Here is a 14,129-nt window from a genome sequence, read left to right on the forward strand (position 1 = left end):
TTACTGTTGTTGATTAAAATACCCGGGAATGTAGGGATATAAAGGAGCTGAAGCCACTTCATTCTCAGGCATATCAAGAACAGGAGCCGATGGTGTTACAGGCATTGAGTGAACAGAGTAAGTACCACTAAAGAACGGGAATGCAGCACCATTAAACTGATTTACATTTTGCGCTTTAGCCAACAAGTGCTGCATCGCAACCTGGTGTTCCTTTAGCTCAATTTCTTTTTCGCCAATAAGTCGACTGGATTCTGCAATACTCAGATTGAGATCAGGGAGAGTATGCTCACGTAATTCATCAGCTTCTCTGCTATGTTTCAAAATAAGATCTTGATTCGTGCTTATGGTTTTTGCATTTCGTGCCATCTGATTATCCGCGGAGGATTTTTGAAAGTGATACACAACTGCTACAGTTAAAGAAATTACAGTGGCTAAAGCCAACACTCCTGATAGCGCAAAATACAAGGGACTTACCACAAGCGATCCAATGATTGAAGCGCTGGCTAAAGCACTGGCGCCAACAAAAAGAGAAACATACAGTGCATTGCTTCTCGAAGAACCAACTGATTTACTATTCAGTTTCAACCGTTCATTTTCCTCTGCAAGCTCCTTATTGCTCTGCCTTAATTGCGGGTTAGAGCGCTCATAATGCTGCAACTTCGCTGTGCATTCGCGGAGCCATTTTTGCTGTTGTTGTAACGTATTTCTCGCTTCACCCAGGGACTTAATCAGTGTTTGTTCTTGACCGCTCATCTCAAGGTAAATTTTCATCATCCCTGTGATTGTTTTTAATGTGTCGCGCTCATAAAAACCTAGCTTAAGCTGAGTTGCGCCCTGCAATGCCTCGTCAAGTTGAGATACAAACAAGGAGTAGCTGTTGTTCGTGGCACTTTGTACTAATTTAGCTTTTAATCTATTTAATTCATCAATTTTAAGAGTAATTTTCTGAGTCAGTGCTTCACGGTTTTTCTGAGACAGTTGCATCAAATCAGGATCATCCGTCTTTCGGGCTTGTTCTCTTGCCAGCCGTTCCTGATTTCTAATGTGCCTTTGTTGTTCACGTTTTGGAAGTTCAACGTCCAATTGCTGCCTTAAATATTTTAAACGCGCTTCAGCCTGATTCTGTTCATTGCGAAGACCGCCCAATTGCTGCCCTTCACGAAAAGAATCCGATCTCTTTAATCGAATGACCTCTTTCAATCCGTGAAGCTTGTCATTCAGTCTGTTTTCCTCACGAGCCAAACCATCCAGAGCAAGTTGATCTTGAATGGAATAAACAACGGGATATAAATTAGGCACTTGTATGCCATTTTGAGGATGCCCATGGACATTAGGTTGAGGAAGCGCGGGGCTTACCACGTATAGGACTTGAATCGCTCTACGCTCAGATTTTATGCGCTCTATAGACCGCTCAACTTGATTCAGGCTTATTTGATATTCAGAAAGCTGGCTTTGCAGTTGAGCGCTGTACTTGTTTTGCTGATAGATCATAGTTCCAAGCTGGGCCAACCTGTTTTGTACTGTAGATACTTCCTGGGCATAATTCGTTCTTAACAGGCCGTCACTGTTTTTTTCCTGTTTATCAAGTATGACCTCTTCAGCATCACTCTTTTTTTGAGACTCACATGCAGCAGAGGTAAGCTGCTCGAGTACCATTTGTTTATCGGCAATGAAGTGTTCATTTAAAAATGTGTCAATTTCGTTTGTAACGATCGATAAAGGTTTCCGCTCCAGGAGGTATTGACGCAGAGTAGGAAAATTGGCTTCGCTAATGACAACATTTGTTTGATATTTCACTACATCGTTGATAATGATTTCTGATAACGCCATGATTCGTGACTCCTCAGGTAAATAAATTATTAACTAATTGGTATGTCTTAAACACGTTTGGAATTATGTAGCTTTCAGGCACCTACCCTATATCGAAAGTCCTGTCCCATTCCAATTTTCAGCTGTTTGGGCTGGTTCACTCCTTCTGTACTGTCTTAATTGTCATTGAGTTGGAAGAATTATGTCAGACGAATGTTAAGGAATTGTTAACTGAATGTTACAAAAATGTAAATTTATGCGATTTTTTAGGTATTTGGAAAGGAGTTCAAGGGATGATCGTGTTAAGCACTAAATTTGATTCATTTAAATTCACAATTCATAAACCTCTATAGGATTCACGATTCAGATTTGGATTCAATATTCTTATACTCTTCATCTCCAATTTCTGCTTTACGCTTATTTTCTTGCAATTGAATCTCATTGAGTTGTTGTTGCCAAAAGACTTCGGCTTGTTCTTTTAATTGATTTAGTTTACGCAGGAACAGACCAAGATGATTAGCCAGCATAGGGAGTTTTGATGGCCCGAACACAATGATTGCTACAACAAATGTGACTAACAACTCGCCACTGCTCATAGTGATTGATCATCCTTTTTTGATTCAGTGGAGTGATCATCGCTCATGGCTTTACGAAAATTTTTTATGGCTTCCCCCAGATCGGTGCCAATCGTTTTCAATTTGGAAGTCCCAAATAATGCTATAATAATTCCCAATATTAATAATAATGATAAAGGGCTGATGCCACTTAATCCCATTTTAGCTCCTTAATTTACGGTTTATGAGAACAAATAGTCCTGCTACAGCAGCCCCTACTAAGGCTATGGGGGTCATCTGCTGATAATCAATTAAATCAAGATAATCGAATGCTGCCAGCGATAGAAATGAAATCAACACGCCGATACCAATGCTGTTCCATTGAATCATACCTTCCTGACTGTTCACATCTGAATGGTTAAGATTCTTTTTTGCGATTAATTCGGCTTTTTTCAACTCCAACACATCGAAAATTAATTTCGGCATATTTGGTAATTGCTCAGTAAAAAATGGCAAATTTTCTTTTAATTGGTTGAAGAAATTCTTTGGACCAATCTGCTGGCGTAGCCATTTTTCCAAAAAAGGCTTTGCAGTGACCCACAGATCCAGATCGGGATAAAGCTGTCTCCCTAAACCCTCTACAGCCAATAATGTTTTTTGTAACAAAACTAACTGAGGTTGAACCTCCATTTGAAACCGTCGTGCCACTTGGAACAATCGAAGTACAACCTGAGCAAATGAAATATCTTTTAAAGGTTTTTCAAATATGGGCTCACATACAGTTCGAATAGCACTTTCAAATTCGTCAACGCGCGTCTCTCGAGAAACCCAACCAGACTCAACATGCAGTTCGGCTACTTTTCGATAATCACGGTTAAAGAAAGCCAATAAATTTTCCGCCAGGTACCTTTTATCGTTTTCGTTTAAAGTACCAATGATGCCAAAATCAATACAAATATACTGGGGTTCCTGAGGATGTTTATAAGAAACAAAAATATTTCCCGGATGCATGTCCGCATGGAAAAAACAGTCACGAAAGACCTGGGTAAAGAAAATTTCTACACCGCGTTCAGCAAGTTTTTTGATATTAATCTGGTTATCACGCAAACTGGCCACATCAGAGACGGGTATGCCATGAATACGTTCCATAACCAAAATATTGTCACGCGAATAATCCCAATAGATTTCTGGAATATATAACAGCGGTGAGTTATTGAAATTACGGCGTAATTGAGCTCCATTTGCTGCTTCTCTCAGCAAATCCAGCTCATCTAGTAATGTATGTTCAAACTCTTTGACTATCTCTTTAGGTTTCAATCGTCGACTTTCGGGCCAGTATCGATCGGCCAACCTGGCGATGGTATACATAATACTGATATCTTGTTCGATAATACGCCGCATGTTCGGTCTGAGAATTTTGACAACAACGTCTTCACCTGATTTCAAAGTGGCTGCATGAACTTGAGCCATGGAAGCAGATGCCAGAGCATTAGAATCAAACTGAGCAAAAAGTTCATAAGGAGATTTCCCATAGGCTTGTTCGAGCATGGAAATCGCAATATCACTGGCGAATGGAGGAACTTTATCCTGTAATTTACTTAACTCTTTAGCTATATCCTCAGGAAGTATATCGGGTCGGGTTGATAGAGCCTGGCCAAATTTTATAAAGATAGGGCCCAATTCTTCCAAAGTCTTCCTCAGGGCTTGCCCTCGAGTGAGCTTTTCCTTTCGCAACCAATTCCATGGATTTAAATAAACAATAAAGCGCAGGGGCGCGAACAGTCTAAGAGATACGACCACGTTATCCAATCCATTGCGAGCAAGAATAAAATTAATATGGATAAGGCGAATTATTTGCTTCATTGATTTCATGACAACTCATCAGTTAATAATCGTGATGTTGGTTTCCATTGTACACTGTATATACAATGTAATCTGGAGATTCGCTTGGAGATTGCTAAAAGTGCTTCTGTAACTTTAATAGATAAAGTCAGGTGACTATCAAATAACTGCTTCATTCGATTAATGAGTTTCATTATCGTTCAACAATTGGTTCACATGCGCCTGCAATCTCTCTACACTTAATGATAATTCATCGACATCATTATAAAAATCTTCAAGTTCATTTCTCGATGGAAGAATACGTAATTCTTCCTGAAGAAATTCGGTGACATTATGACGCATGGATTCACTAAATTGATTTTTAAACTCCATACCCCTGCGTATAAAAGAACCAATTTGGTGGGCAACCACATCGCCAGTAAAATGAGCTAGATGGCCTTCCCAATCAATGTCCATCTCATCGAATAAATGTTTTACCTGCTGCCCAAACTCAATATCACCAGACATCCTGATTTTATCATTGAATAAAGAGCGTGCTTTTGATGGGGGCAATAAACTAAGGCGTATTAAACCGATAGGATTGCTGTGAATTACCGTATCCGCATGTCCGTCATACTGATCCAGAAGTTGCATTTCTCCATCAATGAATTGAATAAAAAAACGAACATTTAATGGAGCAACAACCATTTCCAGCACTTTTCCATGCAGGGCAATCAGTTTGTCACGCATTGAATCATCGAGGCTCATTGCCTGATTAATTGCTTTTTGTAATGCTTTTAAGGTGTATTTTTTTAGCATATTAAACTCAATATTTATAGGCAACGTGCAAGGCAACAATGCCCCCACTCAGATTATGATATTGGCAATCTTCAAAACCGGCTTTTTCTATCATTTCTTTTAAATCATCCTGATTTGGATGCATGCGTATGGACTCAGCAAGATATTGATAGCTTTCTTCATCCTGGGCAATAAATTTGCCTACTTTAGGCAAGATATTAAACGAATACCAGTCATAAACTGGCTTTAACCCGGGTAGAGTTGGAGTTGAAAATTCAAGTACCATAAGCTTGCCTCCAGGTTTACAGACACGGTACATGGAGCGCAGAGCTTCCTCTTTATCCGTAACATTACGCAAACCAAAACCCATAGTGATGCAATGAAATGTATTATCCGCAAAAGGCAGGCATTGCGCATTCCCTTGAACAAAATTAATGTTTCTAAATAAACCTTCATCAAGTAATCGGTCGCGTCCGACATTAAGCATTGCTGAATTAATATCAGCTAGAACTACCTGACCACTATCACCAACTTTCCTGGATAGCAAACGAGTTAAATCGCCACTTCCCCCAGCCAAATCCAGAACCGTTTGTCCTGGTCTTACCTGACTTAATTCTACCGTAAATCGTTTCCAGAGATGATGGATTCCAAGGGACATTAAATTATTCATTAAATCGTAGTTTTTAGCGACTGAATGAAAAACATCCGCAACTTTTTTTTCTTTTTCATCCCAGGCTACGGATTTGAAGCCAAAATGAGTCGATTTTTCCTGATTATTCATAAATAACCTGGTTGAATAGTTAAAAACTTATCTTAACTGATTATCATCAATATACCCAGACAATGCATTCAAATAATGCTGTTCATCAGGCGGCATATTATTTTTTTGAGAACTCCATAAACACTCCGCTAATTGCTCCATGATTAAATGTTCAACAGCTAAAGTGTCTTTATATTTCTTGACCAGAGCGTGATAAACAGCACGAATTCCGGCAGGGCGATCTGTGCTGATTTGTTCTCGTACCGCCAGATGCAACCCCATATGAAGAAAAGGATTGGTTTCGCCTAATTCAGGGTAATAAGCTTGCTCTTGAAATTTAGAGCTTTGCTCAAGAATTTTATGGTATTCAGGATGAACCAGTATCACCTGAACGATTTCATTTTCCAAAGGACTCAGCAGTTGCTTTTGTTGGTATTTATTCCAACTGGAAAAAAACATCTGTCTGGTATCCTGAATTGTATCCCCGTATAACATACTGTACCAAATCAATTAAAAGACTGATTTTAACTGATTGAAATTATAACAACAATGGTGAGCAGCAAATAGGGCTTTTTCAGGCATAATAAACAATCCATCCCGAGCTTAAGTAAAACTCAAACTCAGCTTTAATAGCCATGGGTTGTTTCGCTTATTCACTTCGTAATGAGGCCATAGGTTCAAGCTTTGCTGCCCGACGAGCAGGGTAAAAACCAAAGAAAATTCCCGTAGCTGCAGAGACTAAAAAACCGGCTATAGGAGGAAGTAAATAAATTGAGAAAGACCAGTCACTAAAATACGCCACTATGCGGGTAAAGATGAGCCCCAGGATCACCCCAAGAATTCCACCCAACAAAGAGAGCATCACAGACTCCGCCAAAAAGAGGGCTTGAATCTCGCTGTTTTTTGCTCCAACTGCTTTTCTAATGCCTATTTCTTTTTTTCGCTCACTGACTGAAACCAGCATCACATTCATCACCCCAATGCCTCCAACAATCAAAGAGATACCGCCAATAACCGCAAGTAACAAGGTGAATATACGCCCCTGACTTTCCATACTGGCAATGATTTGTTTGGCACTGCGTGGGAATATACTTAATTTTGGTGCGAATGAACTGATCATCTGTTTTATTTGATCAATGACTTCATCTATAGGACTATCGGGTTTGAGAAGAACTACCGCGTTATTTATTTTTGCGTCTTTGCTCACCAGACTGATGCCTGCAATAGGAATTATTGCCGCCTGATTAATGTCTTCATTAAAAAATCCGCTTTCTTTCCAATGACGTGCAATACCGATAATGGTGTATAAAGACTGTCCGATGCGCAGCTGTTTCCCAATCGGATCGTCCATACTGATTTCTTTTATTTGCTGTGCCAATCCATCACCAATCACACAAAAATGTTCAAACGACTCAACAAAAGAGACAAAATGCCCCTGAGCCAAATCAACATGCACAATCTCAGCTAGATGTTCATCTGCGCCAATAACTACCCCCTGCATCAGTTTCCCTTGAAAACTAAGCTGTTGATAGGCAGTACTGTATGGGGCAATTTTTACTATATACGGAATTTGCTCTGCCAATTTTTGCCATTGATCAACGGACAGGGAATCCTCACCACTGCGCGATTTACTTGGCATTTTTTGATACACTGAAACGGCTAATAAATCAGTTCCCAATGCCTTGAATTGCGCCAGAGCTTTTTCTGTAGCCAACTGGCCGCAACTGATTAAAGCAACAACCGCAGCAGTACCCACCAAAATTCCAAGCACCGCTAAAATGGAGCGTAATTTTGAAGCAGTTAAATTAACCAGAGCTTGCTGACAGTGGTTTACAAAATTCATTGGCCAGACTCCGCCACGACGACTCCATCAGCTAAAGTAATTCTACGCCGACATTGTGCCGCGACATGTTCATCATGGGTCACCATGATAATAGTACGGCCTTCATCATGCAGTGCTAAAAACAGATTCATTACTTCGGAGCCTGTACGCGAATCCAGGGCGCCTGTCGGTTCATCAGCAAGGATCACTTGAGGTTCCGTGACCAAAGCCCTGGCGATTGCAATTCGTTGTTGCTGACCGCCCGATAATTGCATTGGCCGATGAGATGCGAATTGCGCCATCCCTACTTTTTCGAGCACCTGCATCACTTTTTCCTTAATTTCCGTTGCTGGCGTACCTCTATAAGTCAAAGGCAAGGCGACATTTTGCATCGCCGTAAATCGAGGGAGCAAATTAAACTGCTGAAAGACAAAACCAATGCTTTGATTGCGAAGCTCGGCAGATTCATCATCACTTAAACCCGCCACATTCCTGTTCTTTAAAATATAAGATCCTGAATCCGGTTTATCCAGTAAACCTATAATGTTCATCAAAGTTGATTTTCCAGAACCTGAAGCACCCACGATGGCAAGCAAATCCCCCTGATTTACCGTCAAGGAAACCTCTTTTAAAACAGTACTGCTAATCCCTTCAAGCTGATAGGTTTTTACCAAATCCCTGAGCGTAATCAAGGGTTCATTAGTCATAAACCACCACATCGCCATCTTTAAGACCCGACTCAATCACAACGGAATCCGCCTGCGCCGGGCCGGTGGTAATAATGCGTTTTTCAATAGAGCCTTGAGCCAATCTTAAGTTAACAATGCTGTTTCCCTTCTCTCGCTTTACTGCAGCAATAGGAACCAATAATTGATTATCACTCGCTACGTTGAGCTCAATAGCTGCACTCATACCCACTTTGATCCAGGGTTGTTGTTCCGGTGTCAAAGACTTCACCTCGACTACTGCAGTAAATGACGGCAACCCGCCACCACTGGTATTTGAGGCTTGTGCATTGACGGCGACCAAGGTGCCTTTTAATTGATGTTTACCAAAAGCAACACCACTTATCGTTGCATTCATCCCGGGGCGGATCTTGTCTATATCTATTTCAGGAACGTCGATCTCAATACTAATGCCTTTCAAATCACCAACTAAAGCAATAACTTGCCCTGATTTCACTGAAGAACCTACTGTTACTCGTGCCGATTTATCTTCTCCAGATTTTGGAGGATACAACATGACCCCGTCACTGGGGGCTTTTAATCGAATAATATTATGGTTTGAGGTTAATATTGTTCGTACCTTTTCAAAGTCCGCCAGACTCAAATCAGAAAAATTCTGGGATTTATTCTCATCCATTTTTTCCAGCAACTCAGTAAGCTTACGGGTGGCTTGCATCAAGGTAACCCGAGCAGTATCGACACCAGATTTTTCACTCAAAAAATTATTTTTAGATAATAGACCAGCATCCCATAACTCCTGAGTCCCAATAAATTTAGCCTTGGCAATGGAATAGCTGTCTTTGGCTTTAAGGTAGTCAGTTAACGTCTCGTTGTACTGCTTCTGCAATTCAGTGGAATTCAGCGTTAACACGACATCGCCTTTCTTGACCATCTGACCGTAATGAAAATTCATTGATTCAACTACTGCGTCCATTGGACTGGCCAGCGTACTTTCATGCAAAGGCTGAATGGTTCCAGTGAAATGCAAGGTTTTATGCAAGGGTTGAGGTTTTACCGTATAAGCATTCAACGTGCTGGCTTTGGGCTTATCCTGGCTGCCGCATGCTGACAGAATGCCGGTTACCACCAAGCTCATAATAATTTTTACGTATTTATTCATCCGCCATACCTTAGTTTAATTTGCCAATAGTCCAGCGTGGTTCCTAAAGTCCTTTGCAGGGCTGATAACTGATTAAGATACGCAATCTTTGCACCGATTAAACCAGATTGCGCCTGTATTAACTGATTCTGTGTATTATTTACATCCAAGGCACTGGAAATGCCAGCCTGCTGCTTTTTCTTTTCCAATGCGTATGATTTTTCCGCCAGTTGTACCTGTTTTTTAGCTAATTCATAGCGTTTTGCCAAGCTTTGTATGCTATTTATTGTGTTCGTTATATGGGTAACCAAAGCACGTTTTGCGGCAATCAAATTGATTCGATCTTTTTCCAATTTTAATTTCGCGCTGATTAATTGACTTCGACGCCCTATATCATTCAGTGGAACAGTAAGCGTTACTCGAGCTGATTCGGTAATATTATTCCCATTATAAATACCACGTACCCCTGTGTTGGTACCAGTAACATCATTTACAGTGCCACTTTGTACATTAGCTGATAAATCCAATTGCCATAATTGTTGATTTTTTGCAACCTTATACGCTCGCTCATCGGCACGTAAAGCCATTTTGTGAGCCAGGTATTGAACATTATGATTCAGAGCAAGATCAATAGATTGTTGCAAATCAGGAACCACGAGTTCGTTCAACGTGACATCGCTAGGTACTGACAAATGCATTTCAGGATCAAGGCCTATGGTTTGCAATAAATCCTGGGCAGCTGTTTTAAAATCATTTTCACCTTGTTCCACTAATAAACTCAACGATTCAATTTGATAGGATTGTTGAATATTTCCAGTAGGTTCCAACTGGCCGGCCTCTATTTTTTTTTCATTAATTTGATACGATTTTTTTGCTTCTTCTAATTGTAAACGCTGATTTTGCAAGTTATTACCACTTAAAATAAGCGCTCGATAGGCAATGATGACCTGAGTGATTTGATCCACCACTGATTGCTGTAAGCTGAGTTTATTAATCCACTCATTATCCATGGCATCCAAGAGTCCCGCTTCATTTACAGATGAGCCAAAACCACGTAAAAGCGGCTGAGTTACTGAAAAATTTAACACCGGATTATAACTGTTGTTCACTCCGACATTGTTATCTATAGCTAAAGAGCCTTTGGTACCTAACTTGGTTTTCAAGCCTAATTCAGGGCTTGCCAAAAAAGTATTGGTTGAGGAAGTGCCAACGCCATCAAAAGTACTTTTCTGGATCATTCCCTGAGCGCCAAGCGCATATTGCAACTCAAATTCATTATGTGCCAAACGTAATTGATAACGTTGAATAATGCGATCCAATTCAGCATTTTGGATATTGGGGTTGTATCGTAAAGCCAAAAGAATGGCCTCTCTGATACTCAAGCGCAGAATGGTTTTTTTACGTGCGGCAGGTGATGTAGGTAACTCAATCCAGTTTTTTAACATCAATTCAGGATTGTTGATCGCTTCTCGCAACCGAGCCCCCGCCTGCTCAACACGTTGTGCTTCTGCAGAGGGATCATCGACCCATTTATATAAAGATTGCGATAACTTCGAGGCGCTTGCAGAGTATGTCATTGAACCCAACAGGAAAAACAACAGGAATATCTGTAATAACCCTATTTTTTTTATTAAAAAGTTCACCAATCTCATCGCCCGTTGTTTTTAAAAATTAACCTGAAACAGAAAATCTTTGTTTATCCTGCAACCTTAATGCGGTTAACTCACCGCCCCAAAGGCATCCAGTATCTATCGCATGGATTCTGGGATTGGGGCATAAGCCCATAAGAGCAGCCCAATGGCCAAACACGATGTCTGCCTCAATTTCTTTACGTCCAGGAACTTCATACCAGGGATGCACATGAGCAGGCGCTTTGGAGATTGCTCCCTTATAATTTAATTCCAAACGCCCCAGGTCATTACAAAATCTCATCCGGGTAAAATAATTGGTAATGACTCTTAATCTGTCCAACCCCGTTAAATCATCTGACCATACGTCCGGTTTATTTCCATACATTTGTGCCAGAAATTCTCTATAATGATCGCCAGAAAGCACTGCTTCCAATTCTTTTGCCAAAGACATAGCCTTAGGTAAATCCCATAATGGGGAAATTCCAGCATGGCACATGACGACATTGAGTTCCGGTGAATAACACAGCATCGACTGCTTTCTCAGCCAATGTCCCAACTCTTCTCCATCAGCAGCATTGACAACTTCCTGAATCGTATCATCATGCCCTTTCCAGGGTCGTCCTCCAAATAAGGAGCCTAATAAATGCAAATCATGATTTCCCAAGGTAATCATCGGAGGAATTGGCAACCTGCTAATAAACCGCAATACCGCTAAAGAAGCCGGGCCACGATTAACCAGATCACCGACAAACCATAAGCGGTCGACTCGCTCATTAAATTGGATCAATTCAAGCAATCGCTGCAATGGTTCATAGCATCCTTGCACATCTCCAATGGCATAATCAGACACCGCGCTTAGCTCCCGGTATTAAGGTAGACACGTCATTCTCAATGTTCTGCCATTGCCCTGATGCAGGTAATTTTTGCAAGGGGCTAACCACTATAGCATTCTGTTGCTGGGTAAACTGACTGGTAAATTGCGCTTTATGAATTAATTCCGTTGCAGACATGGACTCGATCTTGCCAGTGTTCAATTGATGAACCTCTACGTTTGATGGCAGGGCTACCGCAAACTCAGTAAAAACCACCCCTGTTTGCATATGTTGAGTATGAGCCTGTTCAAATCGGCCAATAACATTTCCTGCAATTCCACGACCGTGTAAACCTAAAGATAAAAATCCATTTTGAACGGCTTGCCAATTTTTATACTCAGGATGTTCTCTCACAAATAATTGAAACATTTCCTGCGACATTAACATTCCACCGGGCACCATAAATAAAGGTGCCTTATTAATCAAAATTTTGCCCTCAGCCAATGCATTGGTAAGCCATTGAATAAATTCGACACCTATTGCCTGTTCTTTTTCTGCAACAGACGCAGGAACTCCCCCTGCAAATGTTCCCGCTCGTCCATAACGTCCAACGCGGCCCACCCCAGCCTTCACCATAAATTCACTAATGTATCGCTGAATGGCTATAGCATCTGCACGTATTAAAATAGCTCCCAAGGTACCTGCAGAACGCATGTCCTCATTCAGCAAAGCTAACCATACCGCCAGAACCTGGGGATTTGAGGCAATCCAGGTAAATCCACTCACCGGCATTAAAGCTCTTGCCAGCAGTAAATTCAGGCGACGACGAAAATCCTGATCCGATTCTTTCTGGAACTCATAATCATAATAAGTTCCCGTATTGACCAAGCTCTCTAACAAGGGATTCCATTGTTTTAGTAGTTGTCCGTTTGCATCGAATAAATTAATGCTGTAATCAACAAAGAGTTTACCTATCCCTTGTAAAACAGCCGCAGAATATAAGGCATACTGCCAAAGCACCTGTTCTTCAGATAAAATCCCGCTCTTGTCAAGGACCATAAATTCCTTAAATAGACTCAATGCCGCTTCTGTTCGATTCAGGGCGTAATCGACCAGGCCTCCAGGTTGAGAGTAATAGCTGTTCGTCGTTTCAGGAAGAAATTGGCAATAGTTGACCAGATTCTCAATAAGAACCTCGCATAAACTCGCATATCGAGATTCTTCCAGACCACTCAACTCCCTCATTTTTTGTAATAATACCTGACGCTTATTATCGAGCAGAAATTGAGTAGCGGATACATTGCGCGTTAAATCCTTAATTGATTTGGATTGCGCAGACAAAGGGCTTTTTCGTTGACGATGAAACAAAACAACCTCCAATATGCTATATTATTTATTTTACACTATTTGGAAATAAATTTCGCTAGTTGAACATATTCAGCAACAGAAATTTGTTCCGGTCTTCTACTTCCATCGATACCTAAAGCACTTAATTCATCTACAGAAATGATTCCCTTCAAATTATTAGTGAGTGTTTTGCGACGCATGGCAAAGGAACTGGCAACAATTCGCTCTAATTGTTCTACATCAACGGGCTCAAAAGGAGAGTCGCGATAGGGTATAAGCCTCACTACAGCAGAATCCACTTTAGGCTGTGGGTCAAACGCTTCTGGGGGTACATCAAATAAATGCTCGACCTCGCAGTGATACTGTAACATGACGCTCAGGCGGCCATAAGCTTTAGTCCCGGGACCTGCGGCCATTCGATCGACAACTTCTTTTTGTAACATAAAATGCATATCCTCTATATAAGAGGCATAACCTAACAAATGAATCAATAAGGGCGTGGAAATATTATAAGGCAAATTTCCTACCACTCTTAAATGTGATCCGAACAGACTGTAATCAACCGTTAACGCATCAGCAGAAATCACATTTAATTTGCCCTGAGCTATGGGAAGATTGGCCAGAAAGAGGTGTAAATCCGTATCAATTTCTACTGCGGTCAGTTGGTTCAAGTGGCGCAACAAAGGCTGAGTTAATGCCCCAAGACCCGGTCCAATTTCTAACACATTGTCATCAGCTTGAGGATTAATAGCGCGCAATAATTCATCAATAATATGCTTGTTTTGCAGAAAATTCTGACCAAAACGCTTACGTGGGCTATGCCTCACTTTTATCACCTCAACAGTTAAAAAGAAATTATAACGCGCTTAAGGAATGATTACTAATGCCAGACGAGCTATGAATACTATTATTCATGCTGAAACACCTTAAACCAGCAAAAAGTGCCTCTTA

The 14,129-nt window shown here is 40.9% G+C and carries 14 protein-coding genes; all 14 read right to left on the reverse strand.

What is annotated here, in order from left to right; translation table 11 throughout:
• The 14 genes from ELY21_RS00100 to rsmA all read right to left on the reverse strand — a co-directional run bounded on the left by ELY21_RS00100 (position 1) and on the right by rsmA (position 14,005).
• Entirely contained in the window at positions 1-1,830 is a 1,830-nt protein-coding gene (locus tag ELY21_RS00100; protein WP_127105742.1) for a hypothetical protein, read from the reverse strand.
• Between the two features lie 335 nt (positions 1,831-2,165).
• Complete coding sequence (locus tag ELY21_RS00105) at positions 2,166-2,405, reverse strand: twin-arginine translocase TatA/TatE family subunit (RefSeq protein ID WP_127105744.1); 240 nt, start codon at positions 2,403-2,405, stop codon at positions 2,166-2,168.
• Positions 2,402-2,584, reverse strand: a complete 183-nt coding sequence (gene tatA / locus ELY21_RS00110) for a twin-arginine translocase TatA/TatE family subunit (protein ID WP_127105746.1) — start codon at positions 2,582-2,584, stop codon at positions 2,402-2,404. Before tatA ends, ELY21_RS00105 begins: the two co-directional genes overlap by 4 nt.
• A gap of 1 nt (position 2,585) precedes the next feature.
• Positions 2,586-4,235 carry a ubiquinone biosynthesis regulatory protein kinase UbiB gene (ubiB, locus tag ELY21_RS00115; RefSeq protein ID WP_127105748.1) on the reverse strand — a complete coding sequence of 550 codons (1,650 nt, stop codon included), beginning with the start codon at positions 4,233-4,235 and terminating at the stop codon, positions 2,586-2,588.
• A gap of 150 nt (positions 4,236-4,385) precedes the next feature.
• Positions 4,386-5,003, reverse strand: coding sequence for an SCP2 domain-containing protein (locus ELY21_RS00120; protein WP_127105750.1), 618 nt, complete (start codon positions 5,001-5,003; stop codon positions 4,386-4,388).
• A 7-nt stretch (positions 5,004-5,010) separates the two neighbouring features.
• On the reverse strand, positions 5,011-5,763 hold the full coding sequence (gene ubiE / locus ELY21_RS00125) for a bifunctional demethylmenaquinone methyltransferase/2-methoxy-6-polyprenyl-1,4-benzoquinol methylase UbiE (RefSeq protein ID WP_127105752.1): 753 nt from the start codon (positions 5,761-5,763) through the stop codon (positions 5,011-5,013).
• 27 nt (positions 5,764-5,790) lie between these two features.
• Positions 5,791-6,237, reverse strand: coding sequence for a DUF1841 family protein (locus tag ELY21_RS00130; RefSeq protein WP_127105754.1), 447 nt, complete (start codon positions 6,235-6,237; stop codon positions 5,791-5,793).
• A 154-nt stretch (positions 6,238-6,391) separates the two neighbouring features.
• Entirely contained in the window at positions 6,392-7,585 is a 1,194-nt protein-coding gene (locus ELY21_RS00135; protein ID WP_127105756.1) for an ABC transporter permease, read from the reverse strand.
• Positions 7,582-8,271 (reverse strand): ABC transporter ATP-binding protein, encoded by a 690-nt coding sequence (locus ELY21_RS00140; protein ID WP_199741601.1) that lies wholly within the window; start codon positions 8,269-8,271, stop codon positions 7,582-7,584. The genes ELY21_RS00135 and ELY21_RS00140 overlap by 4 nt, the downstream gene beginning before the upstream one ends.
• Positions 8,264-9,409, reverse strand: coding sequence for an efflux RND transporter periplasmic adaptor subunit (locus ELY21_RS00145; protein ID WP_127105758.1), 1,146 nt, complete (start codon positions 9,407-9,409; stop codon positions 8,264-8,266). The genes ELY21_RS00140 and ELY21_RS00145 overlap by 8 nt, the downstream gene beginning before the upstream one ends.
• The gene (locus tag ELY21_RS00150) at positions 9,406-10,965 is read right to left on the reverse strand and encodes a TolC family protein (RefSeq protein ID WP_127106166.1); all 1,560 of its coding nucleotides are present in this window, start codon (positions 10,963-10,965) and stop codon (positions 9,406-9,408) included. Before ELY21_RS00150 ends, ELY21_RS00145 begins: the two co-directional genes overlap by 4 nt.
• A 94-nt stretch (positions 10,966-11,059) precedes the next feature.
• Positions 11,060-11,869 carry a symmetrical bis(5'-nucleosyl)-tetraphosphatase gene (locus ELY21_RS00155; RefSeq protein WP_127105760.1) on the reverse strand — a complete coding sequence of 270 codons (810 nt, stop codon included), beginning with the start codon at positions 11,867-11,869 and terminating at the stop codon, positions 11,060-11,062.
• Positions 11,862-13,199: a TraI domain-containing protein gene (locus ELY21_RS00160; RefSeq protein ID WP_199741602.1), complete on the reverse strand. Its 1,338-nt coding sequence runs from the start codon at positions 13,197-13,199 to the stop codon at positions 11,862-11,864. The genes ELY21_RS00155 and ELY21_RS00160 overlap by 8 nt, the downstream gene beginning before the upstream one ends.
• Positions 13,200-13,234: 35 nt before the next feature.
• On the reverse strand, positions 13,235-14,005 hold the full coding sequence (gene rsmA / locus ELY21_RS00165; RefSeq protein ID WP_127105764.1) for a 16S rRNA (adenine(1518)-N(6)/adenine(1519)-N(6))-dimethyltransferase RsmA: 771 nt from the start codon (positions 14,003-14,005) through the stop codon (positions 13,235-13,237).
• Positions 14,006-14,129 lie beyond the last annotated feature (124 nt).

The sequence above is a fragment of the Legionella sp. km535 genome, from assembly GCF_003990085.1.
Lineage (GTDB): Bacteria > Pseudomonadota > Gammaproteobacteria > Legionellales > Legionellaceae > Legionella > Legionella moravica.